The sequence below is a fragment of the Frankia sp. RB5 genome (genome assembly GCF_059816245.1).
Genome location: NZ_JCBATA010000038.1, coordinates 45,919 through 72,594, shown reverse-complemented (window position 1 = coordinate 72,594; position 26,676 = coordinate 45,919). Strand labels below are relative to the sequence as shown.

The 26,676-nt window shown below is 76.5% G+C and carries 26 protein-coding genes, 1 pseudogene and 1 riboswitch; of the genes and pseudogenes, 8 read left to right on the top strand and 19 right to left on the bottom strand.

Going from position 1 to position 26,676, the window contains the following annotated elements; all coding sequences use genetic code 11:
* Positions 1-8 precede the first annotated feature (8 nt).
* Positions 9-461: a hypothetical protein gene (locus AC6EXY_RS20225; RefSeq protein ID WP_499842388.1), complete on the top strand. Its 453-nt coding sequence runs from the start codon at positions 9-11 to the stop codon at positions 459-461.
* A gap of 9 nt (positions 462-470) precedes the next feature.
* On the top strand, positions 471-896 hold the full coding sequence (locus AC6EXY_RS20220) for a PPOX class F420-dependent oxidoreductase (RefSeq protein WP_101832963.1): 426 nt from the start codon (positions 471-473) through the stop codon (positions 894-896).
* A gap of 18 nt (positions 897-914) precedes the next feature.
* On the opposite strand, the gene AC6EXY_RS20215 is transcribed toward AC6EXY_RS20220, so the two are convergent.
* From AC6EXY_RS20215 to AC6EXY_RS20205, 3 genes and pseudogenes are all read right to left on the bottom strand, one after another.
* On the bottom strand, positions 915-1,868 hold the full coding sequence (locus AC6EXY_RS20215) for a hypothetical protein (RefSeq protein WP_165818480.1): 954 nt from the start codon (positions 1,866-1,868) through the stop codon (positions 915-917).
* Positions 1,869-2,556: 688 nt separating this feature from the next.
* Positions 2,557-2,943: an ArsR/SmtB family transcription factor gene (locus AC6EXY_RS20210; RefSeq protein WP_101832965.1), complete on the bottom strand. Its 387-nt coding sequence runs from the start codon at positions 2,941-2,943 to the stop codon at positions 2,557-2,559.
* Between the two features lie 158 nt (positions 2,944-3,101).
* Positions 3,102-3,335, bottom strand: a pseudogene (locus tag AC6EXY_RS20205) (helix-turn-helix domain-containing protein); the annotation flags it as partial.
* A gap of 94 nt (positions 3,336-3,429) precedes the next feature.
* Between AC6EXY_RS20205 and map the strand changes: the two are divergent.
* Positions 3,430-4,197, top strand: coding sequence for a type I methionyl aminopeptidase (gene map, locus AC6EXY_RS20200; RefSeq protein WP_499818936.1), 768 nt, complete (start codon positions 3,430-3,432; stop codon positions 4,195-4,197).
* A 37-nt stretch (positions 4,198-4,234) separates the two neighbouring features.
* Here map and AC6EXY_RS20195 read toward each other — a convergent pair whose 3' ends face one another.
* The 5 genes from AC6EXY_RS20195 to AC6EXY_RS20175 all read right to left on the bottom strand — a co-directional run bounded on the left by AC6EXY_RS20195 (position 4,235) and on the right by AC6EXY_RS20175 (position 10,800).
* Positions 4,235-5,008: a class I SAM-dependent methyltransferase gene (locus tag AC6EXY_RS20195; protein WP_499818937.1), complete on the bottom strand. Its 774-nt coding sequence runs from the start codon at positions 5,006-5,008 to the stop codon at positions 4,235-4,237.
* A gap of 117 nt (positions 5,009-5,125) precedes the next feature.
* The gene (locus AC6EXY_RS20190; protein WP_499818938.1) at positions 5,126-5,695 is read right to left on the bottom strand and encodes a cobalamin biosynthesis protein; all 570 of its coding nucleotides are present in this window, start codon (positions 5,693-5,695) and stop codon (positions 5,126-5,128) included.
* A 52-nt stretch (positions 5,696-5,747) separates the two neighbouring features.
* Positions 5,748-7,523 (bottom strand): cobyrinic acid a,c-diamide synthase CobB, encoded by a 1,776-nt coding sequence (locus tag AC6EXY_RS20185; protein WP_499818939.1) that lies wholly within the window; start codon positions 7,521-7,523, stop codon positions 5,748-5,750.
* Between the two features lie 112 nt (positions 7,524-7,635).
* A complete protein-coding gene (gene cobO, locus AC6EXY_RS20180; protein ID WP_101833641.1) occupies positions 7,636-8,244 on the bottom strand; it encodes a cob(I)yrinic acid a,c-diamide adenosyltransferase in 609 nt (202 codons plus the stop codon).
* 3 nt (positions 8,245-8,247) lie between these two features.
* The gene (locus tag AC6EXY_RS20175) at positions 8,248-10,800 is read right to left on the bottom strand and encodes a VWA domain-containing protein (protein ID WP_499842387.1); all 2,553 of its coding nucleotides are present in this window, start codon (positions 10,798-10,800) and stop codon (positions 8,248-8,250) included.
* 429 nt (positions 10,801-11,229) lie between these two features.
* Positions 11,230-11,331: riboswitch (cobalamin riboswitch) on the bottom strand.
* Between the two features lie 61 nt (positions 11,332-11,392).
* Between AC6EXY_RS20175 and AC6EXY_RS20170 the strand changes: the two genes are divergently transcribed.
* On the top strand, positions 11,393-12,556 hold the full coding sequence (locus AC6EXY_RS20170) for a pentapeptide repeat-containing protein (protein WP_499818001.1): 1,164 nt from the start codon (positions 11,393-11,395) through the stop codon (positions 12,554-12,556).
* 134 nt (positions 12,557-12,690) lie between these two features.
* On the opposite strand, the gene AC6EXY_RS20165 is transcribed toward AC6EXY_RS20170, so the two are convergent.
* Positions 12,691-13,458: a response regulator transcription factor gene (locus AC6EXY_RS20165; RefSeq protein WP_499818002.1), complete on the bottom strand. Its 768-nt coding sequence runs from the start codon at positions 13,456-13,458 to the stop codon at positions 12,691-12,693.
* Complete coding sequence (locus AC6EXY_RS20160; protein ID WP_499818003.1) at positions 13,455-14,783, bottom strand: sensor histidine kinase; 1,329 nt, start codon at positions 14,781-14,783, stop codon at positions 13,455-13,457. The genes AC6EXY_RS20165 and AC6EXY_RS20160 overlap by 4 nt, the downstream gene beginning before the upstream one ends.
* Positions 14,784-14,919: 136 nt before the next feature.
* Here AC6EXY_RS20160 and AC6EXY_RS20155 point away from each other — a divergent pair, with 136 nt between their 5' ends.
* Together AC6EXY_RS20155 and AC6EXY_RS20150 are read left to right on the top strand one after the other, a co-directional pair.
* A complete protein-coding gene (locus AC6EXY_RS20155; RefSeq protein ID WP_499842386.1) occupies positions 14,920-15,795 on the top strand; it encodes a glycosyltransferase family protein in 876 nt (291 codons plus the stop codon).
* 75 nt (positions 15,796-15,870) lie between these two features.
* Positions 15,871-16,140 (top strand): hypothetical protein, encoded by a 270-nt coding sequence (locus tag AC6EXY_RS20150; protein WP_499818005.1) that lies wholly within the window; start codon positions 15,871-15,873, stop codon positions 16,138-16,140.
* Positions 16,141-16,166: 26 nt separating this feature from the next.
* Here the strand turns inward: AC6EXY_RS20150 and AC6EXY_RS20145 are convergent, their stop codons facing one another.
* From AC6EXY_RS20145 to AC6EXY_RS20135, 3 genes are all read right to left on the bottom strand, one after another.
* On the bottom strand, positions 16,167-16,787 hold the full coding sequence (locus tag AC6EXY_RS20145) for a dTMP kinase (RefSeq protein ID WP_499818006.1): 621 nt from the start codon (positions 16,785-16,787) through the stop codon (positions 16,167-16,169).
* Between the two features lie 100 nt (positions 16,788-16,887).
* Positions 16,888-18,459: a hypothetical protein gene (locus AC6EXY_RS20140; RefSeq protein WP_499818007.1), complete on the bottom strand. Its 1,572-nt coding sequence runs from the start codon at positions 18,457-18,459 to the stop codon at positions 16,888-16,890.
* A gap of 192 nt (positions 18,460-18,651) precedes the next feature.
* Positions 18,652-19,200, bottom strand: a complete 549-nt coding sequence (locus tag AC6EXY_RS20135) for a DinB family protein (RefSeq protein WP_101832362.1) — start codon at positions 19,198-19,200, stop codon at positions 18,652-18,654.
* Between the two features lie 48 nt (positions 19,201-19,248).
* Here AC6EXY_RS20135 and AC6EXY_RS20130 point away from each other — a divergent pair, with 48 nt between their 5' ends.
* Positions 19,249-19,974: an SDR family oxidoreductase gene (locus AC6EXY_RS20130; RefSeq protein ID WP_101832361.1), complete on the top strand. Its 726-nt coding sequence runs from the start codon at positions 19,249-19,251 to the stop codon at positions 19,972-19,974.
* A 504-nt stretch (positions 19,975-20,478) separates the two neighbouring features.
* Here the strand turns inward: AC6EXY_RS20130 and AC6EXY_RS20125 are convergent.
* From AC6EXY_RS20125 to tatA, 6 genes are all read right to left on the bottom strand, one after another.
* Entirely contained in the window at positions 20,479-21,615 is a 1,137-nt protein-coding gene (locus tag AC6EXY_RS20125) for a site-specific integrase (protein WP_243407619.1), read from the bottom strand.
* A gap of 42 nt (positions 21,616-21,657) precedes the next feature.
* The gene (locus AC6EXY_RS20120) at positions 21,658-22,920 is read right to left on the bottom strand and encodes an APC family permease (RefSeq protein ID WP_499818008.1); all 1,263 of its coding nucleotides are present in this window, start codon (positions 22,918-22,920) and stop codon (positions 21,658-21,660) included.
* A gap of 138 nt (positions 22,921-23,058) precedes the next feature.
* Positions 23,059-23,820 (bottom strand): HD domain-containing protein, encoded by a 762-nt coding sequence (locus tag AC6EXY_RS20115; protein WP_499818009.1) that lies wholly within the window; start codon positions 23,818-23,820, stop codon positions 23,059-23,061.
* Positions 23,821-23,848: 28 nt separating this feature from the next.
* Entirely contained in the window at positions 23,849-24,700 is an 852-nt protein-coding gene (locus tag AC6EXY_RS20110; RefSeq protein WP_101832357.1) for a class I SAM-dependent methyltransferase, read from the bottom strand.
* Between the two features lie 64 nt (positions 24,701-24,764).
* The gene (locus tag AC6EXY_RS20105; protein ID WP_101832356.1) at positions 24,765-25,418 is read right to left on the bottom strand and encodes a DsbA family oxidoreductase; all 654 of its coding nucleotides are present in this window, start codon (positions 25,416-25,418) and stop codon (positions 24,765-24,767) included.
* Positions 25,419-25,725: 307 nt separating this feature from the next.
* On the bottom strand, positions 25,726-26,016 hold the full coding sequence (gene tatA, locus AC6EXY_RS20100) for a Sec-independent protein translocase subunit TatA (protein WP_423748056.1): 291 nt from the start codon (positions 26,014-26,016) through the stop codon (positions 25,726-25,728).
* Positions 26,017-26,271: 255 nt separating this feature from the next.
* Between tatA and AC6EXY_RS20095 the strand changes: the two genes are divergently transcribed.
* Positions 26,272-26,553: a GlsB/YeaQ/YmgE family stress response membrane protein gene (locus tag AC6EXY_RS20095; RefSeq protein ID WP_101831233.1), complete on the top strand. Its 282-nt coding sequence runs from the start codon at positions 26,272-26,274 to the stop codon at positions 26,551-26,553.
* The last annotated feature ends 123 nt before the right edge of the window (positions 26,554-26,676 follow it).

The window sequence follows — 26,676 nt, the reverse complement described above, 5'->3', positions numbered from 1 at the left end:
TCCAGGGCCTGGTGCTCGCCCGCCTGCACCGCAGCGCCTTCGAGCACCTGGGTGTGCGGGCGTGCCCGAAGCTGACCGGCCGACGCGGCGTCCAGATCTGGACCGCCGCCGAGGCGCGCCCCGCGGCCGTCGGCGGGGCCGTGGCGGGGGCCACGGGGCTGCCGCCGAGCGTCGCGCGGGTCGCGGCGCGCACCCGGCTGTCCGCGGAGCTGCTCGCCGCGATCCTCGAGGTCGACCAGCGCACCCGCGCGACCCTCGACGACATGGAACGGGCCGACGCCCTCGCCGAGCGGCTGCTCGTGCGCCGCGGCCACCGCCTGCGCGCCGCCCCCGCGCCCGCCACCCGGGCCGCCGCCAGCCCCGCCCCCCTCGACCCGGAGGGCTGCGACGAGCAGGCCGCCTGCGCCACCCACCGTTATCCCCGGTCCGCCTACGACGACGGATGGCCGGCGGCGGGCTAGGGTGCGCCCATGGCGACGATGAACGAGTCCCAGTGGCGGCGGTTCGTCAGCGAGGGCACGCGGACCGGCAAGCTCGCGACGACGCGGGCCGACGGGCGCCCGCACGTCGCGCCCGTCTGGTTCCTGCTCGACGGAGCCGACGTGGTGTTCAACACCGGCGCGCAGACGGTGAAGGGCCGGGCGCTGCGCCGCGACGGGCAGGCGGCGCTGTGCGTCGACGACGAGCGGCCACCGTTCTCGTTCGTCACCCTGTCCGGGCCGGTGACCGTGTCCGAGGAGCTCACCGAGGTGCGTCACTGGGCGACGAGGATCGCCGCCCGCTACATGGGTGAGGAGCTGGCCGAGCAGTACGGGGCGCGCAACGGCGTGCCCGGTGAGCTGCTCGTGCGCCTGACCCCCACCTCGGTGGTGGCCCTCGCCGACCTCGCCGACTGACGCGGCGCCCGGCCCGGCTCAGATGATGTCGGCGGTGCGCGGTGCGTGGTCGATCGGGGGCGTGGTGATGAGCAGGAGGATCTCGTGCACCCGGTTGGCCAGCAGCCGTGAGGGCGCCACGTCGCCGATCGCGACCATCTCGTCGAGCAGCCGCCCGGCGGCCCGCGGATCCTCGTGGATGAGGGTGGCGGCCAGTGCGCCGAGCGCCCAGCCGTGGCTGACAGTGCCGGGAAGGGTCAGGCGCACCGCGCGCTGGGCGGCGGAGCGGGCACCGGGGACGTGCAGCCGGCTCATCGCGTCGGCGACGATGCACGCCTCGCGGCCCTGGTCGAACGCCGGCCAGCCGGGGTGGCGCAGCCCGCGGATGTAGGGACGTTCGCGCAGGCGGGCCAGCGCGTCGTCGAGGGTCTGCTGGTCGCCGGCGGTGGCGGCGATGGACACCGCGAGCCCGGCCGCCCAGGCGTGCAGGTAGGGGTGGTGGACGGCCGCGGCCCGGGCGATGGCGTCGCGGGCGGTCTCCAAGCGGCCGTCGAGGTAGGCGATGACCGCGTCGAGGCTGTGCGCGGTGCCGGTGAGCAGCCGGTCGTCGAGCTGGCCGGCGAACTGGGTGCTCAGCGTGGCGAACCGGCGCGCGCTGGTCGTCTCCCCGCTGTCGGCGGACAGGATCCCCAGGTAGAACGACAGGTAGCCGGCGGCGCGGGTGAGCTCGCGGTGCACGTCCGGGGACAGCCGCCGACCCAGCGCGTCCTGCACACGGCGCCAGTCACCGACGATGGGGCCGAGCAGCACGGTGTGCGGCGTGTTGAACAGGGTCGTGGCGTAGCGGTGCAGCCGGTCGTCGAGTTCGGTGAGGGTGAGCGGGTCGGGGTCGGCGCGGGCGATCTCCCGGGAGATCGTCGCGGCCGTCCGGGCGGCGTCGGACAGGCCGTACCTGTCCCGCAGCGCCCCGCCTATCAGCTCCACGCCGTCCATGCCCCGCATCCCCTCATACGCTGAAGCGGCGTTCACGGGACGCGCGGGCATGCAGGTACCCCGTGCGCCCGTGGCCGCCACCTGGCCGCCCGTCCCCCGGGCTGTCACGACGGCGCCGGGTTCGCACGGGCGTCTGGCGCCGCCCGCGTGCGTCCCCGCGCCCTGCGGACATCCGGCTTCGGCACCCTGCTCCTGGGTGCCGGCGCTGTCCGCGAGGTGAGGGGTCCTGCCTGTGCGTGGCCGGACCGGGTCGTCGACGTGACGTGGGGCACGCTACCGCGCCGGCAGGGGGGTCTGTACAGAGCTTCGCCGAACTCCCCCCGGTCCCCACCTTGTCCACAGGGGACATTTATCCCCTTGCGGTGCAAGGGGGGACAGGTGTAAAGGGGATGGGGGCCTGAACGGGCCAGGTGCGAGCGGTACGGGCCAGCTCAGCTCCCCCGCGGCGCCCGTCGCCACCCGCGTGCGTCGTCTGGCCGCCGCGGCCTGATCGGGGGTCGCCACCGGCACTGGCCGAACCGGCATACCGCCGTCCTCGCGACCGGCGGCGTCCCGCGCGCAGGGACCCCCGACCCCGCGCCGATGCCGCCCTACCCCGCGCCGATGCCGATGCCCGTATCGAGGGGCGTGCGGGGCGGCGGGGCGACCGGTCGGGGTTGCATCCCGCTCGCGTGCGGCCGTGTCGGGTTCAGTCCCCGCCGGGTTCAGTCCCGCCGGGTGCGGTGTCGAGCGGGGCGTGTGGATCGCGGTGGTCGGGTTCGGACAGGACGAGGGCGAGCAGGCCGGGGAAGGCGGCGTCGAACTCGGGGCGGCGCAGCCGGTTGAACCGCCGCGAGCCGACGTCACGCTGCTCGAGCAGGCCGGTGGCGCGCAGCACGGTGAAATGGTGGCTCAGCGTCGCGGGGCTCACGGTGACGGGGAACTGCCCGCAGGGCAGCGTCCAGTCCGGGACGGCGGCCAGCGCCCGCACGAGACGGCGGCGCACCGGGTCACCGAGCGCGTCGAGGGCCTCCTGCAGGCCGACACCCACCGGATCGCGGTGGGTGAGGTTCTTCGCCCGCGCCGAGGCGCTCACAGGTACGCCCGCGCGGCGATCGGCACACCCGGGCGGAGCGGGCCGTGCTCGCCCGCCCGCGTGCCCCGCCTGGCATCGCCCGCTGCCACCACGGCGTCCTCGGCGGCACTGACGGCCGCGGCGCCCCCGTGGGCGCCACCGTCGGCGTCCAGGACGGCGCAGGCGTCGGCGAGCAGGTCCAGCGACAGGCCGAGCGCGCCCGCGAGCGCGGCGACGGTGAAGAACGCCGGGGTGGCGATCCGGCCGGCCTCGATCTTGCGCAGCGTCTCCGCGGACAGGCCGGCGGCGGCGGCGATCTCGACCATGCTGCGCTGCCCGCGCGCCTCGCGCAGCAGCGCCCCGAACCGCTCGCCGCGCTCCCGCTCGGCCCTGGTCAACGCGGTGCGCACCATGGACCCTATAGTAATACCGGTATTTCTATTGGCGCCGCCGGTGGGTCGCTGGGCCCACCGGCGGCGCCACCACGACGGGAAGGACCCCCGGGTCATGGTCGAACTGAAGACGGCCGCCGCGATCGAGGCGATGGCCGGCGCCGGCGCCGTCGTCGCCCGCGCCCTGGCCGCGGCCCGCGCCGCCGCCGCCGTCGGGGTGCGCACCCGCGACCTCGACGAGGCCGCCGCCGCGGTCATCGCCGACGCCGGCGCCACGCCGGCGTTCCTGCACTACCAGCCCGGCTTCGCCCCCACCCCCTTCCCGGCGGTGATCTGCGCGTCGGTCAACGACGTCGTCGTCCACGGCATCCCCGGCGGCACCCGCCTCGCCGACGGCGACCTGGTCAGCATCGACTGCGGGGCGATCCTTGAGGGCTGGGTCGGCGACGCGGCGATCAGCTTCACCGTCGGCACCCCCCGCCCGGGTGACCAGGCGCTCATCGACACCACCGCCGAGGCGCTCGCCGCCGGTGTCGCCGCCGCCAGGCCCGGCGGGCGCCTCGGGGACATCGCCGCCGCCATCGGCGGGGTCGGGCGCGGCGCCGGCTACGGCATCCTGCGCGACTTCGGCGGCCACGGCATCGGCCGGCGCATGCACGAGGACCCCTCCGTCCCCAACGACGGACGCCCCGGCCGGGGCATGCGCCTGCAGCCCGGCCTCGTCCTCGCCCTGGAACCGATGTTCTGCGCCGGTGGGCGCGACACCTACCGCACCGCCCCCGACGGCTGGGCCCTGCACACCACCGACGGTTCCCGCGCCGCCCACGTCGAGCACACCGTCGCCATCACCGCCGACGGCCCCCGCCTGCTCACCGTCGCCTGAGCCACACGCCGCCCACCATGGCCCTCGCCGCGCTGGTTCAGGCCGGTTTGCGGGCTTCGATGAGGTAGCGGGTGGCCCGCGCGGTGAACGGTCCGTGGGCGCGGATGTGCTGATGCAGGTCGCGTAGCCGGGGCCGGTAGGCCTCGACGGTGAAGCCGGGGACCATCCACACGACCGTGCGCAGGAAGTAGACGACGGCGCCGACATCGTGGAACTCGGTGCGCAGCCACTCGCTACGCAGGTCGACGACGTCGAGGCCGGCCGCCTGCGCGGCGGCGCGCGCCCGGTCGGGATGGCGCCGCGCACGTACCCGCGCGGGCTGCGGGCCGAGGAAGTACTCGACGAGCTCGAACACACTCGCCGGGCCGACCTGCTGGGAGAAGTAGGTGCCGCCCGGCGCGAGCACCCGGCTGATCTCCGGCCAGCAGGTCGCCACCGGATGACGGCTGACGACGAGATCGAAGGTGTTCGCGGTGAACGGCAGCGACGTCCCCGCGTCCGCGGCGATGACCGTCACCCCGCGGGGCCGCAGTCGCGCGGCCGCGCGGGTGAGACTGGGCGGCCAGGACTCGGTCGCCACCGTGCGGGTCGCCGCGAGCCGCGGCACGCCGGCGAGGACCGCGCCGTTGCCGGTCTCGATGTCGAGGGCGATCCCGGCCCGGGCCAGACGCGCGCCCATCGCCCGCGCGTACCCCCACGACGGCCGCTGCTCGCCGGCCCGCCCCGCCAGCCAGGAGAAGTCCCAGTCGTCGACCGGTGCCGCCGCGGCCTCGTCGATCAACGTATCGCCGTCGTCCGACCGGTCCACCATGTCGGGATCGTGCCACGGTTGACCTCCCGCCCGCGGGGGCTTGTGTCCCCGATACGACCGCAGGTCACGTCTGGTGCCCAGGCGATGCGACACTTGGGACGAGGACGGTCTCCTGTCCTACGCCCTCTCCGGTGGCCCCTGACCCGCCCCGTGCGCGGGCGGGGGATGGCGGGCGATGGCGAGGGTGGCGCGGGGGCTGGTCCGCTTGGGCAGCACGAGCGACGCCACGCGGGGCAGCGCCGCCGCGGGGTGAACGTCTGCGGGGTGGGGGTCGGCGGGCGGCCCTGACCGAGTGGCCCGGTGCGGGCCGGGGGTGAGCAGGCAGGCGGCCTCGGCGACGCCCGCGGTGCCCAGCGCCGTGAGGGATGCCCGGCCCGGATGGGGCACGGGGACGGTGGCGAGCAGCTCGGGTGGGTAGGCGAGCAGCGGCCAGCCGTGGTGGCGGGCGGCGGCGAGCAGGGCGGGTTCGTCCGCGCGCAGGGTGACGGTGGCCAGGGCGAGCACGGCCGTGGGTGGGGCGGCGATCGCACGCAGGCCGGTGTCGATCAGGGCGAGCAGTTCCTCGAGGTCGACACCCGGGCGGACCCCCATTCCGACGATCAGGTCCGGCGTCGGCGCGGGGGTGTCGCGCCACGGCGAGGACTCGTCCGGTGGCGCGCCGCGGCGCGGTCGCGGTGGTGGGGACACGTCCGGTGGCGCAGTGGGCGCGGGCCGCGGTGGTGGGGAGGATCCGGGGTGCTCAGGCGGCACCGCGACGTCCCGGCTGGCGGGGCCCGGGCTGGCCGCGCTCACCACGGCCGGCGCCGGGGGTGGGGGCGGTAGCCGACGCGTCGGCGGGGTGGGGGCGGGTGGTGCGGGCGGCGGTGAGCAGGCGTCGGGCGAGGTCGGGGTGGCCGGCCCAGTGCAGATGCAGGTAGGAGGCGTGGACGCGGCGGTGGACGAAACCCTCGGCGCGGGATGCGGACGCCACGTCCGCGGGAGTCGCCGCCGCGGTGGGCTGGAGCGGGTCGCCACCGGCTCTGGTCGGGGCGTCCGATCTGATCGGCTGGTGGGGGGATGGCCCGCGCGGGGGTGGCGTCGCCTGGTGTCGGCGGCGGGGGGCGGGGGCCGCTTCGGTGATCCACCAGGCGCAGGGCGGGGCGTCGGTGGCGGGGGGCAGCAGGATCGTGCGGTGGAACTCGTGGGCGCCGAGGACACTGCCCGCGGCGGCCAGCGGGCTGTCGTGTGCGGCGATCGCGTGGCGGTAGCCGAGGGTGAGCCGGGGGCCCATCACCGCGTCGACGGGCAGCACCCCGCACATGGGGGCGCCGTCGAGGCTGCGGGCGAGGTAGAGCAGGCCGGCGCATTCGGCGGAGATCGGGCGTCCGGCGGCGGCGAACGCGGCGACCTCGGCGCGCAGCCGGCGGTTGTCGGCGAGGGCGCCGACGTGTTCCTCGGGGAAGCCGCCGCCGATGATCAGCGCGTCGGTGCCGGGCGGCAGGGTCTCCTCACGCAGCGGGTCGACGGCGACGACGTCGGCGCCGGCGGCGAGGAGCAGGTCGATGTGCTCGGCGTAGCCGAAGGTGAACGCCGCCCCGCCCGCGACCGCGACGCGCACCGGCCGGCCGGCGTCGCCGGCGAGCGGGTCGGGACTCCGGGCGCCCGAAGGGGGCTGTGGGCGCTTCGGTGAGGACGGCGGGCGTGAGAGGGCGCAGGGGGCGCCGACGGTCAGCGCGTGGTGGGTCTCGTGACCGGTGGCGGGTGCGGCGGCCGGGAGCAGGGCGGCGGCGGGGTCCCAGGGGGTGACGCGCAGGGGCGGCGCGGCGCGGGCGACGCGCAGCAGCGCGTCGAGGTCGCAGGTCGCGGCGACCAGCGCGCCGAGACGGTCGACGGCGTCGACGGCGGCGGGGCGGCGTTCGGCGGCGGGCACCAGACCGAGGTGACGCGAGGGGGTGTGCACCGCGGTGTCGCGGGGGACGGCGCCGAGCACGGGCACGGCGATGGCGTCGAGGGCGTCGGTGAGCAGGTCACGGTGACGGTCGGACCCGACCCGGTTGAGGATCACCCCGGCCAGGCGCAGGCGCGGGTCGAAGGCGCGGAAGCCGGACACGAGCGCGGCCAGCGAACGGGCGGCACCGGAGACGTCGACGACGAGGACGACGGGTGCGTCCAGCAGGCGGGCGACGTGCGCGGTGGAGGCGTGGTCGCCGTCCTGGCCGGGCGCGGGGCGGGCGACGCCGTCGAACAGGCCCATCACCCCCTCGACGACGGCGAGGTCCGCGCCGTGCGCCCCGTGGGCGAACAGGCCGGGCAGGCGGTGCGCGCCGCACAGGACGGCGTCGAGGTTGCGTCCGGGACGGCCGCAGGCCAGCGCGTGGTAGGAGGGGTCGATGTAGTCGGGGCCGACCTTGTGCGGGGAGACGCGCAGCCCGCGGGCGCGCAGCGCCGCCATCAGCCCGGTCGTCACCGTCGTCTTGCCGGCGCCGCTGGACGGGGCGGCGAGCACGAGTCGCGGCAGGGCGAGGGCGGCGGTCATGCGCCGTGCCCGGGCGACGCCGCGGGACGCGGGGTCCAGGCCACCGCGCGACGGCGCGCCGATGATCGGGGTGCGGGCGGTCGCGGTGCGGGGCTCACCAGCGGTGCGGGGCTCACCATTCGATGCCTCGCTGGCCCTTCTGGCCGGTGTCCATCGGATGGCGGACCTTGGTCATCTCGGTGACGAGGTCGGCGGCGTCGAGCAGGGCGGCGGGGGCGCGCCGGCCGGTGACGACGACATGCTGGCGGCCGGGTCGTTCACGCAGGGTGGTGACGACCTCGTCGACGTCGAGCCAGCCCCAGTCCAGCGGGTAGGTCATCTCGTCGAGGACGTAGAGCCGGTAGGTCTCGGCGGCCAGGTCGCGGCGGATCTGCGCCCAGCCCTCGGCGGCGGCCGCCGCCGGGTCGCCGTGGGGGTCGACGCGTCCCTGGAGCCAGCTCCAGCCGGAGCCCATCTTGTGCCAGGCGACCGTGCCGCCCTGCTCGGCGGCGCCGAGCACGCCGAGGGCCTGTTCCTCGCCGATGCGCCATTTCGCGGACTTGACGAACTGGAACACGCCGACCGGCCAGCCCTGCGCCCAGCCGCGCAGCGCCAGGCCGAACGCGGCGGTGCTCTTGCCCTTGCCGTCGCCGGTGTGGACGATCAGCAGCGGCCGGTCGCGGCGCTGGCGGGTGCTCAGGCCGTCGTCGGGAACCTGCTCGGGCTGCCCCTGGGGTGGCATCGGTCAGCTGCTCCTTCGCGGGTGCACGCCGGGCAGGGCGTCGAGGGGGAGGGTGAGGGCGCCGAGTGCGGCGGCGAGGCGGCCGGCCAGGCCCAGGCGCAGCGGGCCGCTCTCGCAGTCGACGACGATGCTGGCCAGCCCGCCCCGGCCACCCGCCGCCCCGGCGGTGCCGCCGTGGCCGCGTGCGCCGCTGCCGGTGTGGGCGTGGGTGGTGGGGCCGGCGGTGCGGCGCAGGGCGGCGGCGACGGGCAGCGGGTCGTCGCCGGCGGTGGCCCGCCCGTCGGTGACGACGACGAGCAGGGCGCGCCGGGCCGGGTCGCGGCGGCGTTCGGCGCGCAGCACCTGGGCGGCGCGGGTGAGCCCGGCGGCCAGCGGGGTGCGCCCGCCGGTGGGCAGGGCGCGCAGCCGCGCGGCGCCGGCCTCCACGCTGGATGTGGGGGGCAGCACGACGTCGGCGCCGGACCCCCGGAAGGTGATCATGCCGATGCGGTCGCGGCGCTGGTAGGCGTCGACGAGCAGGGCGAGCACGGCGGTGGTGACGATGCTCATGCGGGCGCGGGCCGCCATCGACCCCGACGCGTCGACGACGAACAGCACCAGGTTGCCCTCCCGGCCCACCCGCACGGCGCCGCGCCGGTCGGCGGGGCGCACGCTGGGGGCGGGGCCGCGGCGGTGGCGGGTGTGCTGGTGGGGGGCGGCGGCGAGCAGGGTGGCCGGCAGGTGCAGGCCGGGGGCGTCGGGGCTGGTCGTCACGAGCGCGCCGCGCTGCCCGCGGGCCGGTGAGCGCCGCCCCGCCGAGGTCGACGCGCCGAGTCCCGCCAGTGTGAACGCCCGGGGGCGAAACAGCGCCCCCGGTGCGGGCGCGACACCCACCGCGCCGCCGCGGCCGGCGCCGTCATAGCCCGGGTGGCCGCCGGGTGGGCGGGGGGAGGTGTGCGGGCCGGTCGCGGCGGCGCCTGCGCCGGGGTGCGGCGGGTGGCCGGTGCGGGGCAGGGTCAGGGAGAGCCCGCCGCGACGGTAGGCGTCGCGCTCCGTGCCGTCGGCGCGCCCGCCGACGCGGTCGCCGCCGGGGCCGGCCTGGTTGAGACCGGTGGTGTCGTAACCGGGGCGACCTGGGCTGATGTCCTCGCCGCCCCTGTCGTGGAGACGGCCGCCGTCCCAGCCTGGGACGTTGAGACGGCCACTGTCGCGGTCGGTGCCGAGGGCGCCGGACGGGTCGGGTCCGCCCGCGCCGATGTCGCGACCGTCCCCGGTGTCCGCGTCCCCGCCGCCCTCAGGCCACCGGCCGCCTGGACCACCGAGGCCGCTGCCGCCCGGGCCCGCGCCGCCGTGTGGACCGTCGCCGCCGAAGGCGGAACCGTCCGCATCCCCGCCGTCAGGGTCCTCGCCGTCCGCATCCCCGCCGACGGGGTCATGCCCGCGGGGATGCCGGCCGCTGGCCTCGGTGCCGTCGGCGGCGTGCCCGGGACCGTCCGCGGTGGTGGCGCGGCGGCGAGCGGTCTGCTCGTTGTCGACGGCGTCGTCGAGGCCGGCGAGCGCGGTGTCAAGGACGGCGTCGAGCAGGGCGGTGTCCATGTCGGGGGCGTCGAACGGGCCGCGGCGGCGCCGGTGCGGCAGGGCCAGGCGGGCGCCGGCGCGGATGTCGGCGGTGCGCACGGTGTCGTGCCCGTTCCAGGCGGCGTGCGCGCGGGCGGTCCTGGCGAGCACCACGTCGGCGCGCATCCCGTCGACGTCGCAGCCCGCGCACACCGCGCTGATCGCGTACAGGGCGGCGTCGGTGAGCGTCACCGCGCGAAGGCGCGCCGCGGCGGTGGCGACCTGGGCGGCCAGCCGGGTCTGCGCGGGCTCCCAGGCGGCGGCGAACCCGTGGGGGTCGGCGTCGAAGGCCAGGCGGCGGCGCACCACCTCGGCGCGGATCGCCGGATCCCGGCTGGCGGCGACGTGCACGGTGAGCGCGAACCGGTCGAGCAGCTGCGGGCGCAGCTCCCCCTCCTCCGGGTTCATCGTCCCGACGAGCAGGAACGACGCCCGGTGCCGGGCGGAGACGCCGTCGCGTTCGACGTGCACCGTGCCGGCGGCGGCGGCGTCGAGCAGCAGGTCGACGAGATGGTCGCCGAGCAGGTTCACCTCGTCGACGTAGAGGATGCCGCGGTGGGCGGCGGCGAGCAGCCCCGGGCGCAGCACGCTCACCCCGTCGGCGAGCGCCCGCTCCAGGTCGAGCGATCCGGTGATCCGGTCCTCCGACGCACCTACCGGCAGCTCCACCAGCCGCACCGGCCGTGTGAGGACGCCCGCGGCGGGGACGGCGTCCGGGCCGGCCGGGTGGGGGCCGTCGGGGCAGTGCGGGTCGGGGGTGTGCGGGTCGCAGGCGAAGCGGCAGCCGGCGAGCACGTCGATGGGGGCGAGCAGGGCGGCGAGACCGCGCACGGCCGTCGACTTCGCGGTCCCCTTCTCCCCGCGCACGAGCACGCCGCCCAGCGTCGGGTCCACGGCGTTGAGCAGCAGCGCCAGACGCAGGTCGTCCATGCCGACCACGGCCGCCAGCGGGAAGCTCACGCTCACCACCGCCGGCCCGCCAGGACCGCACCCGGCGCCGAGACCGGGGTGTACGCGCAGGGCCGCACGGGTCCCCGCGGCGTGTGGTGCGACCGGTGCGCGCGCGACGCGGGACGCGACGGCGACCCAGCCGTCGTGGGTGCGCGACCTCGACCGGCGGGTCGGATGCGCGGCGGGTGCGCGGCGCGGCGTGGCGGCACCGGCGGGCGCGCCGCGGATGTGGCGGGTGGGGCGGGCATGCGCAACGTTCTCAGTCCTCCCAGGGTCCTCGCCCGTGGTGATCGGCCCGCGACAGCCGGAGTATCCTGGCTCCCGGATCGCGGCGTGCGCCGCCGGCCTTCCAGCCGCGCTCGGCGGCCGTGGCCCGTCGCCGAACCCGCGGGCCACGGGTCCGTCCCCTGTCCCACGCGTCCGGACGTGCGCCGGCGGGTCGCCTGCACGCGTGAGACGGATGCGCGCGAGGTGACCCTCCGGGACGGTGACGCTCCCCGGTGACAGTGGCGGGACCGCGCCGGATTCCCACCGGCTTCCTCCGCACGCTGTCGCGTCCGCCAGCATGACATATCCGTCGAGGTCGAGGAGGCCGCCCGTGATGACCGACGCCCACGCCACCCCCGGCGGCGACGGACGTCACAGCGGGCCGCTGCCGCCGGCGGGCTGCGCGCCGTCACCGACCGCGGCGCCCAGCGCGACGCCCACCACCTCACCGCTGGCCGTGAGCGCGTCGGCGGTCACCGTCCAGTCCGCCACGTCGCCGCCGATGAGCGCGGTGGCGGCGGTGCGGGCCGGGCTGCGCGCGGACTGCGGTCGCTGCGCCGGGCTGTGCTGCGTCGCTCCCGGCTTCGCCGCCTCCGCCGACTTCCCGATCAGCAAACCGCCGGGAGTGCCCTGCCGGAACCTGACGGCCGCGTTCACCTGCGGGGTGCACGGCGAGCTGCGCGAGCGCGGATTCCACGGCTGTGTCGCGTTCGACTGCCTCGGCGCCGGCCAGCGGATCACCGAGCACACCTTCGCCGGCGTCGACTGGCGTACCCGTCCCGACACCGCGACGCGGATGTTCGACGCGTTCGCCGTGATGCGCGCCCTGCACGAGACGCTGCACCATCTCGCCGAAGCCCTGACCCGCCTCGCCGAGCCCGACACCGCCGAGCGTCGCACGGTCCCCGCAACCGGAACCGCACGCGGAGCCGGGCCGGTGCTCGCCGAGGTGCGCGCCGTGTGGGCGCTCACGCTCACCCTCACCGACGCGGACGCGGACACGCTGCTCGCCGCCGACCTGCCCGCCCTGCACCGCGACGCAAACGGCGCGCTCGCCGCGGCCAGCGCCCTGCTGCGCGCCGGCACCCGTCCCCCGGTCCTCGCCGGCGACCTGGTCGGGGCCCGCCTGGCCGGCGCGGACCTGCGCGGCGCGGACCTCACCGGCCGGCTGCTGCTCGGCGCGGACCTGCGCGGGGCGGATCTGCGCCGCGCCGACCTGCGCGGCGCGGATCTACGCGGCGCCGACCTGCGCGGCGCGACCCTCACCGACGCGCTGTTCCTCACCCCCTCCCAGCTGCATGCGGCCCGCGGCGACGCGGCCACCGCCGCGCCGGCCGCGGTGCCGCTGCCCACGCACTGGCTCGCCACCCCCGCCGCCGCGAATCCCGCCACCGGCCGGCGCACGCGGCCGGTGAAGCCCCGGCCGGGCGCCGCTGACGGCGGCGGCCGCACCGTCGCACGGGAACGCGGCCGAGGCGGCCGCAGTCGCGGGCGGTAATGCCGCACGCCGTCCGAGGCACTGCTCTACCACTCCTCTCTACTACTCCTCGATCGGCGCCCAGCCCTACTGCCCCGGCCCGTCGCCCGCGCCCACCGGCTGACCGGCCAGCACCCCCGCGGCCGCCGACGCGCTCAGAGGAGGCCGGCGTCGTGGACGAGCAGGGCGAGCTGGGTGCGGTTGGACAGCTGAAGGCGGGCGAGGATGCGCGTCAGGTGTGCCTTGACGGTGGCGACGCTGACGTGCAGCGTCTCGGCGATCTGCGCGTTGGTGTCGCCGTGGCCGACGGCGAGGGCGACGGCGTGTTCGCGGGGGGTGAGCGCGGCGAGCGCCCCGCGGGCGCGGGTGTGGGCGCCGGCCTCGGCGGTGGTGCGCTCGAGCAGGCGGCGGGTGATGGCCGGGGCGAGGATCGGTTCGCCGGCGGCGACGCGGCACACCGCCTCGACGATGCGCGCCGGTGGGGCGTCCTTGAGCAGGAACCCGCCGGCGCCGGCACGCAGGGCGGCGAGCACGGTGTCGTCGGCGTCGAAGGTGGTCAGGACGATCACCTCGGGCGGGTGGGGGCGGGCGCGCAGCCGGCGGGTGGCGACGATCCCGTCGACGCGGGGCATCCGCAGGTCCATGAGGACGACGTCCGGGCCGTGGGCGTCGACGGCGCGCACGGCCTCGTCGCCGTCGCCGGCCTCGCCGACGACGCTGATGCCCGCCGCGCCGTCGTGGGCGCCGGCGCCGTCGAGCATCAGCGCCAGGCCCGCCCGTACCAGCGGATCGTCGTCGACGAGCACCACCCGCACCCCACCGCCCCGCGCCGCACACCCCGCGGATCCGGTCGCCGCGCAACCGGTCGCCTCCGCCGGGGGTACGGTCCGCGGGGGTGTCGCGGGGGTGGGCAGGTCGCTCATCGGGGCCACGGTAGCCGGGCGTGCAGGCGGAACACGCCGGATGCCCGGTGATGGTCGAGCTGGCCGCCGAGCAGACGGACCCGTTCGGTCAGCCCGACCAGACCCAGCCCGGAGCCGGGTGAGACGTCGGCCGGTGGTGGGTCGGGCAGTGGGTTGACCGCCTCGACGGTGAGCGCGTCGCCGGGCGCGCCGCGCAGGGTGACCCGTACCGGCTGGCCGGGGGCGTGCCGGTGGGCGTTGGTCAGCGCCTCCTGCACGACCCGGTAGGCGGCCCGGTCGACCGCCGGTGGCGGCAAGACCGCCGCGGCGCGCTCGTCGAGGACGCTGACGTCGGTGCCCGCCGCCCTGGTGCGTTCCACCAGCACGTCAAGGTCGGTGAGCGTCGGCGGCGCCCGATGCCCGCCCGCGTCGCGCGCCGTGGTGTCGTCGCGCAGGACCGTGTCGTCGCGCAGGACCGTGTCGTCGCGCAGGACGGCGATGACGTCGCGCAGCTCGTCGAGGGCCTCGTGCACGCAGGCGCGGATGACACCGGCGGCGCGGGTGAGGCGTTCGGGTGGGGCGTCGGGACGGTACTCCAGCGCGCCGGCGTGGGTGGCCAGCAGCGACAGCCGGTGGGCGAGGACGTCGTGCATCTCGCGGGCGAGCCGGGTGCGTTCGGCGGCGCGGGCCTCGGCGACGCGCCGTCCCTGCTCGGCCTCGGCGCGCCGGGCCCGCTCCCGCAGCGACGCGATCAGCGCCCGGCGCGCCCGCCACAACGCCCCCCAGCCCAGCAGCGCCCCGTGCGCCACGACGACGAGGACAAGCCACCACAGGGTCGAGATCCCCCCGACCGGGCGCAGCAGCCCGCCGCGCACCGCGTGGGCGGCGACACCCACGACCGCCACCGCGACGGCGACCGGCGCTCGGCGCCGGGCCGCGACATGCAGCGTGGCCAGCGTCGCCGGTGGCGTCGCCGCCGGCGAGAGGACCGCGAGCGCCGCGAGGAGCAGCGCGCTGGCCACGACCGGTCCGCGCACCAGCGGCACCACCAGCACGCACCCGGCCAGCCCGGCGAGCACGTCGACGACGAACCAGCCGCCCCCGGGACGCGCGCCCGCCTGCCCCCACACCGTCACCCCCACCAGCGGCGCCATCACCGCCAGCGACCAGCCGACGGCCACCCGCCACAGCCCCCTACCCGCGGCCGCGCCGGGGGCTCCCCGCGGCGCGTCGTCGTGCGGGCAGGCGACCGCGGCCGGCCCGAGGCCGAGGTCACCGTCGGGGTGCAGGTCGCGGCCCAGGCCGGGACCCAGGCCGAGCGGGGGGTTCCTGATCGCGAAGGGCATGCGCCGAGGCTAGGACGCCGCCCGTCCCCTGGCATCCGACCAAAGTCGACAGCCTCGCGCCGACGGTCGCACCGCTCGACCCCGCCGGCACGCCGAAGGATGCTCCTATGGATGTCAAGCAGCTAGGTGCCCGTCGGTGGCGCATACGGATAGCGGGAACGAGGCCATGGCAGCAACGCTCGTAGAAGCCTGCATCGTCAACCACAACAGTTCCGAGTTCACCGAGCTCGCGCTGCGTACCCTGGTCGCGACACACGACAGCCGCATGAAGGGCGGGGAACTTCGGATCACCGTTCTCGACAACCACTCCACCGACGACGGGCTTGCTGATCTCCGGGCCGCGGCACAGGATCTCGCCGTGGCGTGGGAACTCTCACCGTGGCCGGCGGCCGAGTCGGCGGTCAACAGCCACGGTGATGTCCTGCGTGCCTTCGCGCTGGCCCACGAGGATGCATCGCACCTGTGGTTCCTGGACTGCGACGTGACCTTCACCCAGCCTGACTGCCTGGGCGTCATGCTCGCCGACTTGGCCGCGGAACCGGACCTGTGGGCAGTCCAGGCCCGGTTTCACTGGCTCGAACAGCACCAGGGGCCGGGGGCCAGTCTCGACATCTGGGCGGGACGCCGTCACGAGCTGTGGGCGAGTATCGGACTACCACCGGCACGGTCGTTTCCCGGGGTGCACAAGCGGCGCTGCCACCCGGCGTGCACCCTCATCGCCAACACCCCGGTCTTCCGCCGAGTCGCCGACATCATCGGCCTGTCGGCCGGTTTGATCCTCAGCGTGGACGAGCGGTTCGCCGGCTTCGCTGACACGCTCGGCCCCGCCTCCCTCGCACTGGAAACCCACGGGCTGCGCTACGCGCTCTCCGACGCCGTCGTCGGCCACTACCACGGTGTGACGTACCACGACCCCGCAAACCCCGTCGATACCAAACGTGCTGAATGCCGACAGCGCCTAACGGCGTTGCGAGCAGGAAGCGACAGCAGCACGAGTCTGCGGCCCCGGTGAGCTCGGCAAAGCCTGGCCTCGCGGTGATCCAGGTCGCAAGCAGCAACAGCGATCGTCCGGTGAAGGCTCCCATCAATGTCAAGCAGCCACGGGAAGATCCAGAGTGCCGGAGGCGATCCGGAAAGCCTCGAGGGCAAGCCCCGGCGGGCCCGGTGGCGGTATGCACGGGCCCGCGGCGGCGTGGTGCTCCTCGCGGTGGGCGCCGCCGTCGCCGGCTGGGCGCTGGCGGTGCCGCTGGCCGCCACGACCCTCACCGCCTGGACCGTGCTCACCGGCCTGCACCTGCTCGTCACCACCATCCTGCTGCGTGGCCTGGGACATCGCCGCAGGCTCCTGGCCAGGTGATGAGTGTCGTGACCGGCGTGGCGCGGTCAGGTCGGGTGCCCGTCCAGCGCCGCGGTGGCGAGGGTGAGCAGGTCGGCGTGGAGGGCGTCGGCGGTGACGGTGGCGGGCAGCCGGTGGAAGGTGGGGGCTTCGGGGAGGGTGGTGTAGGCGGCGGCGAAGGCGTCGAGGCGGGTGAGGTCCTCGTGGTCACGGCCGCGCAGCGCGACGCGACGCTGGGCCTCGGCGGGTGCCAGGGTGAACCAGACGACCAGGTCCGGGGTGGGGAAGTACCGGTAGCAGGCGCGCACGCGGTGTTCGCCGGGGTCGCCGCGCAGGCGCATCGTCGCGTACTGGCAGTAGGTGTAGCGGTCCATGACGGCGATCTCGCCGCGGGCTCGGGACGCCGCGAGCGCCCAGGTGATCGCGAGGCCGCGGATCGTCGCCTCCAGCACGACGTGCGCACGGCGGCCGAGAAGGTGAGGGCCGTCGCGGCGGCCGAGACGGTGGGCGACCGCGTCGACGACGGGCCGCCCACCACCGTTCTCGTAGTAGCGCGCCGGGCGGCCGGTCGCGCTCAGCGCCGCGGCGAGACGGCGGCCCTGCGTCGTCTTGCCCGCTCCGTCGATCCCGACCAGCGCGATGATCCCCGCCCGTCCCCGTCGCCGCACCCGCCAACCCTAACGACACGCCGCACGTCTTCACGGACGGTAACGATGTGCGGATGCGTCCCGGCCGCTTCCACAGCGCTCACCGGCCGTCGCCGACCGGTCAGCCGGGGTCGGCGCCGCTCGTGCCGCCCGCCGCGGCAGCTGCGGGGAACAGGTCCCACAGACGGGTCACATGGTCGGCGCCGGCCGTGGCGAGCAGGCGGGAGTCGGGGGCGAAGGCGAGCGCGTGGACGGGTCCGCCGTGCGCGGGCAGGCGGTACGCGGGGCCGGGACGCTCGGGGTCGGTGATCTCGCGCACCGCCGCGACGCGGTCGGCGCCGGCGGAGGCGAACAGCCGCCCGTCGGGGCTGAACACGACGGTGTGCACGGCCCGGCGATGGTCGCCGAGCTCGGCGACTGGCTGCGGGCGGGTGGGGTCGGCGACGCTGTACAGGCGCACGGCGCGGTCCTTGCCGGCGGCGGCGAGGGTGTCACCGTCCGGGCTGAACGCGATCGTGTGCAGCGGGCCGCGGGCGCCGGACAGGGTGACGGTGGCGGCGGGCCGGGTCGGGTCGGCGAGATCCCACAGGATGACGGTGCGGTCCTCGCTGGCGGTGGCCAGCAGCGTGCCGTCGGGGCTGAACGTGACCGCCCGCACGGCGCCGCGATGCCCGGCGAGGATCGCCAGGCGCCGCGGGGCCGCCGGGTCGGCGACGTCCCACAGCAGCGCGGCCCGGTCGTCGCCGGCGGTCGCCAGCAGCGTGCCGCCGGGGCTGAAGCCGACGCCGTGCAGGTAGCCGCGATGCCCGGTCAGGGTGACCAGCGGCTGCGGGCGGGCCGGGTCGGTCAGCTGCCACAGCAGGGTGGTGCCGGCGTCCCCGGCGGCGGCGAGCAGCCGGCCGTCCGGGCTGAACGTCACCGCCCGCGCCCATTCCTGGTTGATCCGCCGGCCGTAGCCGACGGTGGCGGCCAGCCGCGGCGGATCGGGCATCGGCAGCGCCCACAGCCGCACGGTGGTGTCGGTGCTGGCCAGCGCCACCAGCGGCGCCGTCGGGCTGAACGCCACGCCCATCGCATGGCCGCGTTCCTCGGCGAGCGCGGCGACCTGCTGTTCGCGTCCGAGCGCGGGCCGCTCGGACGGTGGCGTGGGTGGTGCGGGTGTGGCCTTCGTCGTGACGGGCGCGGCCGCGGCGGGGGCGACGGCGGCGGGCGGGTTGGCGAGACCAGGGAAGGGCGGGGGCAGCAGGGACGACGAGGGGCGGGGGGCGACGGCGCTGATATGGCGCAGCGCCCGGTCGCGGGCCAGCCCCGCGTCGACATCGACGAGGTCGACGACGGGCAGCGCGGACAGGGCGGCGGGGCGCGCGCAGTCCTGCACCCGGAGCAGGACTACCGGCACGGGTGCGCCATCCACCCGCGCCGGGTCGTCAAGGCTGGTGGGGAACGCGATCCGCGGGTCCGGTTCCCGGGCGAGCTCTCGCGCAGCGGCTGACGACCAGACGACGAGCACCTGCGCGCCGAGGGCCCGCTGCCGGTGCGGACCGGCCTCGTCGCGTCCCGCCGAACCGCCGAGGGTGCCGCGCGGGTCCTGCCCGGACGTGGCGAGCGGATGGACGAGCGCCCGGTAGCCGGCATCAGCCAGCTGCCAGGACAGCCACCGTGCCCATCCCGCGTCGGCCGCGACATGACACACCACGACATCCCAGGACAGTGCCGTCGCGGGGCCGTGCGGCAGAGCATGGCGCCCTCCCCGCTCCTGCCCGTGATCCGCTGTGGCTCCGCCCGTGTTCACACCTCGCAGCCTGCCACGGCCAGCCCGATCAGGAGACTTGACGTCCCTCCCCCCGCGCATGCGGGGAGGTCCTCACGCCCCGCCACCGCCGTGTCAGGCGAGGACGCCGACGGCGCCGTCGGTGAGTTCACGGATGACGTCGGCGTGGCCGGCGTGCCGCGCCGTCTCCTCGATCACGTGCACGTAGATCCACCGCAGGCTGACCTGGCCGATCTCGGGGTGAGACAGGACGTCGTCCAGGGCGAACGCCGCCGACGCCTCGCGCGAGTGGGCGCAGGCGTCGTCGTAGTCGGCGAGCAGCGAGTCCAGGGTGGTGGCCTCGGCAATGTCCCAGCTCGTGTCCTCCTCGGCTGCCGCCGCGTTCCCGGCGGGAGCCGTCTGAGGCGCGGGGGCGGCGGCGAGCGGGTGGAACCAGGTCTGCTCCACGACGGTCAGATGGCGTAGCAGACCGGCAAGGGTGGTCCGCGACGGCAGCAGCCGCCGCCGCGCGTCCGCGTCACCCACCCCGCGCGCCTTGTGGACGACGACGTCGCGGTGGAAGTCGAGGAACGCCTCGAGGATCTCCCGCTCACCGGCCGTCGCGGCGGCCATGACCCGCAGGGCCGGTGGGCGCGGCGGCGCATGGGGCTCAGGCGGCTGCATGGCCGTGATCGTAACCACTCGGACGGATCCACCCGCGATCATGTGGCGATGACGCGTTCACACCCCCCACGCGATGCCCCCGTACTCCTCGTGACCGGCGCCTCCGGCGGGATCGGCGCCGCCACCGCCCGCCTGGCCGCGGCTCGCGGATGGTCTCTCGTGCTCGCCGCCCGATCCCCGGACGCGCTGCGTGCCCTCGCCGCCGAGCTCGGCGGCCCGGCCAGGGCCGTCGCGGTGCCCTGCGACGTCCGAGAGTGGGAGCAGGTGGCCGCGCTGGCGCAGCGCGGCGAGGAGGCGTTCGGCCGGCTCGACGCCGCGTTCGCCAACGCGGGCGTGTTCACGCCCACGTCGTTCCTGGCGGCCACGGGCTCACCCGAGCAGTGGCGCGAGATGGTGCTGACCAACGTGTACGGCACCGCGCTCGTCGCCCGCGCCGTCCTGCCCGCGCTCCTGCGCTCCCGCGGGCACCTGCTTCTGACCGGCTCGGTGGCCGGCCGCGTCACCATCCCCGGCCAGCTCTACTCGGCGACGAAATGGGCTGTCACGGCCCTTGCCCAGTCCCTGCGCGCCGAGCTCATCCACACCGGGGTACGGGTGACGCTCCTGCAGCCCGGTCTGGTCGCCGCCGGGGAGATCGCCCCCGACCGGCAGGTGGACCCGGTTCTCGCCGCCGAGGACGTCGCCCGCGCGGTCCTGTTCGCCCTCGACCAGCCCGACACCGTCGACATCAGCGAGATCGTCATTCGCCCGACCGGCCAGCATCCCCACCGCTGAGGAGATCGCCGGGCGCACGGGACAGGGCCGGATCGTCCTGCAGGCAGGCTCTCGCGTCATCCGGGCACGGCGGGGTCGGTCGCCGGCGCAGGCCTGCGCTTCGCCCGAGGGCCTGCCGGGGGACGCGCCCGACGCGGGGCCGCCGGACGCGGGGCACGCCGAGACCGCCCGCGTCGTCCGGCGGCACCTACCGTCCGATCCCGCCGCATCCCGCACGTCACCGCCGGACGCGGCCGGGCCACGGGCCCGTGGCAGACGCCGGCGGGCGCGGTACACCCGCGATCGCCGCAGCGTGATCCACGCCGCTGGCACCCCCCGATCCTGCTCGCGGCGGTGTGCGTGGTCGCGGTCGGACTCGTCGGCGGCGGGCTGACGGACCCTGGTGGGATCGTCGTCCAGCTGTGGGGGGCTCTGATCGCGGTGACCCTGGACCGTTGGTGGCGGCGTTGAACGCCCCCGCCGCGTGGCGCGGGCCTCGAGCGGGTCCCTCCGGCCCCGTCGGGGTCAGAGCCCGACGCGGCCCGACGGGTTGTCGCGGTCGAACAGTCGGCCGGCGCGGACGTAGCCGTCGAGGCTGGCCGCGGAGCGCCAGCGGCCCTGGCGCATGATCGAACGGTCGGGGACGCCGGCGCGGGCGGCGGCGGTGGCGAAGCCGGAGCGCAGCGAGTGGCCGGCGAAGTCGGCGGGGTCGAGGCCCGCGGCGGCCACCCGGCGCTGCACGATGCGGGCGACGGAGCCCGGGTGCAGCCTCGTCGCGCCGACCTGGCCGTGCCGGTTGACCCCGCGAAACGCCGGGCCGCCGGTGCTGCGCAGGTCGGCGGCACTCGACCAGGCCTGCCAGGCGCGCACCGGGCAGGTGGGGCGGTGGGAGCCGTAGGTGATGCCGACGAGCGCGCCGGCGCCGGCCTGGTCGGTCTTGGAGCTGCGGATGGTGACGGCGAGGCCGTCGGGGGTCTCGTCGAGGTCGGCGACGTCGAGGCCGACGAGTTCGGCGCGGCGCAGGCAGCCGGCGAAGCCGATGAGAAGCAGCGCCCGGTCGCGCACGTCGGCGAGCGTGTCCTCGCGCAGGTCGGCGACGACGCGGGTGAGCAGCTCGGTGTCGAGGGCGGCCTTGCGGGTCGGGCGGATCCCGCGGGTACGGCGCACCCCGTCCCACACCGCGCCGACCTCGGGGGCGGCGGCCGGATTCGGGTGGCCGGCGAGCTGGTGGGCCACGGAGATCGCGGCGAGGCGGCGGCGGATCGTGGAGGGTTTGTAGCCGGCGTCGGCCAGGGTGGCGACGTAGCCGGCGACGGTGGCGGGGCTCGCGGGAAGCGGGCACAGCGGGGTGGGCTGGCGGGCGCACCAGCCGTGGAACTGGCGCAGGTCGCTGTCGTAGGCGCGCCACGTCGACGCCGCCCGCGCCGCCCGCGCGTACTCCCCGATCCGCCCGGCCAGCGCCGGACTCAACCCCACCGGACCGGCTGAGCCCGACGCGCCGGACGGCCCCTGCCCCGCGGACGGCCCCGCACCGGAGGGTCCCACCTCGGTGACGACGACCACCGGCCCCGCCGGAACGACGGGCATGACCGGCATCGCGGAGCTCGGCGTGGGCAGCGCCGGCGGCACGCCATCCCCGGCGGGGACGATCTCGCCCGTCATCGCAAACCCCCGCCCGCCGTCGATCGATCATCCAGGCCCACGCTACCGCCGGCGTCGCCCCACGCGGCGCGCGGCGTACAGGGCGAGACCGGCGGCGAGGATCGCCGTGCCGGTCACGACGGCGCCCACGGGCAGGGTGAACGCCAGCAGCAGACAGCCGGCGAACCCGACGGCGGGCACCACCCGCGGCGGGCGGCCCTCGTCGTCGCGCAGCGTCCACGCCGAGGCGTTGGCGATCGCGTAGTAGACGAGCACCCCGAACGAGGAGAAGCCGATCGCGGCGCGCAGGTCGGCGAGGCCGGCGAGCACGGCCACGGCGACACCGACGGCGAGCTGCGCGTGGTGGGGCACCCCCCGGCGTGGATGGACGGCGGCCAGGGTGGCGGGCAGATGCCCGTCGCGGGCCATCGCCAGCGTGGTCCGCGACACCCCGAGCAGCAGCGCGAGCAGCGACCCGCACGCCGCCAGCACCGCCCCGAGGCGCACCGGCACGGCGAGCCCGCCGGCGCCGGCGGCGCGTACCGCGTCGACCAGCGGCGCGTCCGCCCCGGCGAGCCGCCCGGCGCCGAGCACCACCAGCACCGCCACCGCGACCAGCAGATACACGATGAGGGTGACGGTGAGTGCGATCCGGATGGCGCGGGGGATTGTGCGCGCCGGGTCGCGGACCTCCTCGCCGAGGGTCGCCACCCGCGCGTAGCCGGCGAAGGCGAAGAACAGCAGCCCGGCGGCCCGCAACACCCCGCGGGCTCCACCGGGCGCCGGCGCGCTCAGCGTGAGCTGATCGGCGTCGGCCGCGGAGGAGGTCAGGCAGGCGACGACGACCACGGCGAGGACGATCAGCACGACCGTGACGAGCAGCCGGGTCAGCAACGCCCCGCGATGCGCCCCGGCGAGGTCGGCGCCGGTCAGCGCGAGGACGGCGGCGACGGCGACGAGATGGGCGTGCGCGGGCCAGGCGTAGCCGCCGACGCCCAGTGCCATCGCCGCGCACGACGCGGTCTTGCCGACGACGAACGCGACGCCGGCCAGGTATCCCCACAGCTCGCCGAGGCGTTCCCGGCCGTAGACGTAGGTGCCGCCCGACGTCGGGTAGCGGACGGCCAGGCACGCCGAGCTGGTGGCGTTGCAGTAGGCGACGAGCGCGGCGGCGGCGAGCCCGACGAGCAGCCATGACCCCGCCGCCCGCGCCGCCGGGGCGAACGCGGTGAACACCCCCGCGCCGATCATCGCGCCGAGGCCGACGACGACCGCGTCGCCCGTCCCCAGTCGCCGTGCCAGTGGACCCGCGCTCACCTGCCCCATCCCCCCGTAGCCGTTGACGCGACTCCTCGCCCCCGCCCGCGCTCGGCGTGGGTGTCCTGGCGCGCGCGGGACTGCGCCTGGCGGCCCGGTGGTGGCGCCGCGCGGTGCGGCGTCCGGATGGCGCCGAGCGGGCGGCGCTCAGCCGGTGACGATCGTCATGCCGCGGGCGGTGGCGAGACGGGCCAGGTCGGGGACGCCGAACTCGGCGACGAGCGCGTCGAAGCCCCGCACCTTCGCCGCGCCGAAACGGCGCACATGGGCCCGGTAGGCGTCGACGGTGAGGAAGCTGCCCGGATGGCTTTTGGAGTGGAACTTGTCGGCGTACATGACGAGCCGTTCCTCGACCGTCTCGGCGAGGTAGTCCGCGGGCGGGATCGGCAGGCCGCCAACCTCGATGTCCTCACGGGTCAGACCGACGCCGGTGTGACACGAGCAGAAGCGGCACAGGCTCTCGGGCAGGCCCTCGGCGGCGAGCAGCGCGTGGCCGAGCACGCCGTGGCGCAGGTACTGGGCGTGGTCGAGGCGGCCGGTGGCGTCGTAGAGGCGGTAGACGCCGATGTCGTGCAGCAGCGCCCCGGCGCGCAGCAGCTCCCGGTCGGCGCGCGGCGCGGCACCGGCGGCCAGCAGCGCGGCGGCGACGTCCCCCACGATCCGGCAGTGGGTGAACACCAGGTCGAACGCGGCCGCGCTCGGCGCGTGCCGCCGGTGCAGCCCCTCACTGTCGACGCCCTCCGCGGCGCTGTCGACGCCGTCCGCGGCGGGGTGAGCCGCCGCGGCGTCGCGTGTCGTGGTGCCGGGTGTGACGGGGGTCGTGAGGGGGCTCCTGGTCGCCCGCGCCGTGGTGACCTGCGCCTGGGGGGTCTGCGCCGGGGCGGTGTGCGCCGCCGTGGTGTCCTTCACGGCGCCGACCGTACCCGAGCGGCCGGCGTCACAGCGGTGGTTTCGCGGCGCGCAGGGTGTAGGTCAGCGGCACCCGGGGCGCCCCGGCGGGTGGGCGGAACAGCCTGTCGGGGCCGCGGCGCAGGGCGGCCGTGCGGGCGAACAGGGTGACGGGATGCTCGTGGAGGAACTCGACGCGCAGGCCCGCGCCCGCCACCGCGCTGACGATCTCGCCGAGGGTGTGGTCGCGCTGGACGGTGATGTTCGCCGTGGTCACCGCCCGCGCGTCCGCGTAGGAACCGGTGCTCTCCCAGCGGCGGGGGCCGCCGGCGAAGTAGTCCTCGGTGACGCACCGGCCGTCGGTCTCGTCGAGGATGCCGGCGAAGGGATGGAACTCGGCCAGGTACAGGAAGCCGCCCGGGGTGAGCAGGGCGGCCATCGCCGCGGCCCAGCGGGTCAGATCGTCCAGCCACACCAGCGCGCCGAACCCGGTGTAGACGATGTCGTACGCCCCCGCGCCGAGGACTGCCGGGGCGTCGTACACGTCGGCGACGACGAAACGGGCGGGCAGGTCACACTCGGCGGCGAGCGCGCGGGCCGCGGCGATCGCCGCCGGGGAGAAGTCCAGACCGCTGACCTGGGCGCCGCGTGCCGCCCACGACAGCGTGTCCAGCCCGAAGTGGCACTGTGGGTGGGCCAGGCGGCGGCCGGTGACGTCGCCGACCTCGGTGACCTCGAACGGGCGCAGCGTGTCGCGCCGCGCCCGGAACCTGTCGACGTCGTAGAGGTCACTGGCCAGGTGCAGGGCGACACGCTCGTCCCAGTACGCCTGGTTGTGCGCGCGGTGCTCGCTGGCCGTTCCCGTGAACGGCGCCCCACCGGGATCGGCGGGTGCGGTCATGGTGTCCTCCCCCGCCTTCGGGCTGGTGGCGCTGGGATGGGCGGCACGCGGGTGGGGAGGTGGCTCAGGCGACGCGCTGGCGGGGGCGGCGCGCCCAGGCCTGGTCGAGGGCGCGGGTGAACAGCTCGGTGGGACGCGCCCCGGACACGCCGACGGTGCCGTCGATGACGACGAACGGCACGCCGGTGATGCGCAGGTCGTGGGCGGCGCGTTCGTCGGCGAAGACCCGGTCGGCGTAGGCGTCACCGGCGAGCACCCGGCGGATCTCGACCGGGTCCAGGCCGGCGCCGGTGAACACCTCGACGGCCACCTCGGGATCGAACACGTCGCGGGCGGCGCCGAAGTGGGCCTGGTTCAGCGCGGCGACCGCCTCGCTCCGCCGGCCCGCGTCGGCGGCCAGGTGCAGCAGCCGGTGCAGGTCGAAGGTGCTGCCGTTGCGCCGGTCGCTGCGGTAGTCGAGCCCCTCGGCGCGGGCGGCGTCGGCGACGCGGTGCTCCCTGCGCGCGATCTCGGCGGCGGGCACGTCGGCGACCTTGCGGGCGAGTGCGTCGAGCAGCGGCTCGGAGCCGCCGCGGGGCAGGCCCGGGGCCAGCTCGTAGGAGTGGAAATGCACCACCACCTCGCCGCGGTGCTCGAACGCGTCCAGCGCCCGGTCGAACCGGGCCTTGCCCACGTAGCACCAGGGGCAGACGACGTCACTCCAGATGTCCACACGCACGGCGGACCACCATCCCTCTTCCCTCACCGCAGGCAGGTCGCGGCTCCCCGGCTCCGGCGAGCGGCATCCCGCTGTCGCGGGCGGCCCGCGGCGTCGCCACCGCCCTCGAGTGAACACCACCCGCGACGCCCCGCGGCGCCCGCGACCCTGACGACCCGCGCACACCACACCGCCCACCCCCGCAGGGCCCCACCCGGCCGGCGAGCCCGATCTGCGGGCATACCGAAGATGGCGGACGCCGCGCGCGGCACGCGGCCGGGCGCCGGCGGGAACCGGCGGGAGGGCCACCGCGGCGGCCCGCCCGCCGTCAGCGGGACTGGACCGAGGGTTCCTGCGGGGCGGGCGCCGCCACGACCGGGGGTGCCGGTGCCGCGGGGGCCGTCGCAGCGGGCGCGACGGCGGGCGGGCCGCTCGCCGCCGCGGGCGCGGTGGTGGGCTGGTCGTCCTCGCGCAGGCCCTTCACCTCGGACTTGAAGATCCTCATCGAACGACCGAGGGAACGGGCCGCGTCGGGCAGCCGCTTCGCGCCGAACAGCACGACGACGACCAGGAGAATGATCAGAAGCTCGGGCGCACCGATGTCAGGCACAACTACCATCCTTCGCGCACGGGTCGGACCTGTCGCCGGCCTCGATCGCATCGTACGACCGGCCGGCCCGGGCCAGAAGGTGGTGCGTCGCCCGGTGGACAACGACCACCGCCTGTGGACGAACGGGCGCGGCCCGCCCGGTGTCGGGCGCACTGCGCATCCGGGATGGTTTGTCAAGGCGACAGCGGGGGGACATCGAGATCCAACCTGTCGTCGATCACCGGCCGACCCGCCGGTGATCCGCACTCGCCGGAGGCCCTCGTCATGCGCTGGACCCTCATCGCCTGGGTGATCCTCGGTCTCATCGCGGGCGCCGTCGCCCGTCTGCTCGTGCCCGGCCGTGACCCGATGAGCATTCCCGCGACGATCCTGCTCGGCGTGATCGGCTCGTTCGTCGGCGGTTTCCTCGGCTACGTCCTGTTCGGCAAGGACCTCGGCGAGGGCGCGCTGCAGCCCTCCGGTGTCATCGGCTCGATCCTCGGGGCCATCGTCGTGCTGCTCGTCTGGCGTGCCGTCGGCGGCCGCAGCCGCGCGCTGCACCGCTGATCCTCTCGCTGACCCCACCGTCCGCTGACGCCTCCCGCCGGCACGCCGGCAGGAGGCGTCCGGCGTGTGTGTACGGACGCAGGCATCGCCAGCCCGACCGCGCCCAGCGGCCACGTCTCGGCC

Coding starts and splice junctions, on each gene's coding strand:
- AC6EXY_RS20220 (WP_101832963.1), top strand. CDS start 471: ATGGCGACGATGAACGAGTCCCAGTGGCGGCGGTTCGTCAGCGAGGGC.
- AC6EXY_RS20215 (WP_165818480.1), bottom strand. CDS start 1,868: ATGGACGGCGTGGAGCTGATAGGCGGGGCGCTGCGGGACAGGTACGGC.
- map (WP_499818936.1), top strand. CDS start 3,430: ATGGTCGAACTGAAGACGGCCGCCGCGATCGAGGCGATGGCCGGCGCC.
- AC6EXY_RS20195 (WP_499818937.1), bottom strand. CDS start 5,008: ATGGTGGACCGGTCGGACGACGGCGATACGTTGATCGACGAGGCCGCG.
- AC6EXY_RS20185 (WP_499818939.1), bottom strand. CDS start 7,523: ATGACCGCCGCCCTCGCCCTGCCGCGACTCGTGCTCGCCGCCCCGTCC.
- cobO (WP_101833641.1), bottom strand. CDS start 8,244: ATGCCACCCCAGGGGCAGCCCGAGCAGGTTCCCGACGACGGCCTGAGC.
- AC6EXY_RS20170 (WP_499818001.1), top strand. CDS start 11,393: ATGACCGACGCCCACGCCACCCCCGGCGGCGACGGACGTCACAGCGGG.
- AC6EXY_RS20165 (WP_499818002.1), bottom strand. CDS start 13,458: ATGAGCGACCTGCCCACCCCCGCGACACCCCCGCGGACCGTACCCCCG.
- AC6EXY_RS20160 (WP_499818003.1), bottom strand. CDS start 14,783: ATGCCCTTCGCGATCAGGAACCCCCCGCTCGGCCTGGGTCCCGGCCTG.
- AC6EXY_RS20150 (WP_499818005.1), top strand. CDS start 15,871: ATGTCAAGCAGCCACGGGAAGATCCAGAGTGCCGGAGGCGATCCGGAA.
- AC6EXY_RS20135 (WP_101832362.1), bottom strand. CDS start 19,200: ATGCAGCCGCCTGAGCCCCATGCGCCGCCGCGCCCACCGGCCCTGCGG.
- AC6EXY_RS20130 (WP_101832361.1), top strand. CDS start 19,249: ATGACGCGTTCACACCCCCCACGCGATGCCCCCGTACTCCTCGTGACC.
- AC6EXY_RS20125 (WP_243407619.1), bottom strand. CDS start 21,615: ATGACGGGCGAGATCGTCCCCGCCGGGGATGGCGTGCCGCCGGCGCTG.
- AC6EXY_RS20120 (WP_499818008.1), bottom strand. CDS start 22,920: ATGGGGCAGGTGAGCGCGGGTCCACTGGCACGGCGACTGGGGACGGGC.
- AC6EXY_RS20110 (WP_101832357.1), bottom strand. CDS start 24,700: ATGACCGCACCCGCCGATCCCGGTGGGGCGCCGTTCACGGGAACGGCC.
- tatA (WP_423748056.1), bottom strand. CDS start 26,016: ATGGTAGTTGTGCCTGACATCGGTGCGCCCGAGCTTCTGATCATTCTC.
- AC6EXY_RS20095 (WP_101831233.1), top strand. CDS start 26,272: ATGCGCTGGACCCTCATCGCCTGGGTGATCCTCGGTCTCATCGCGGGC.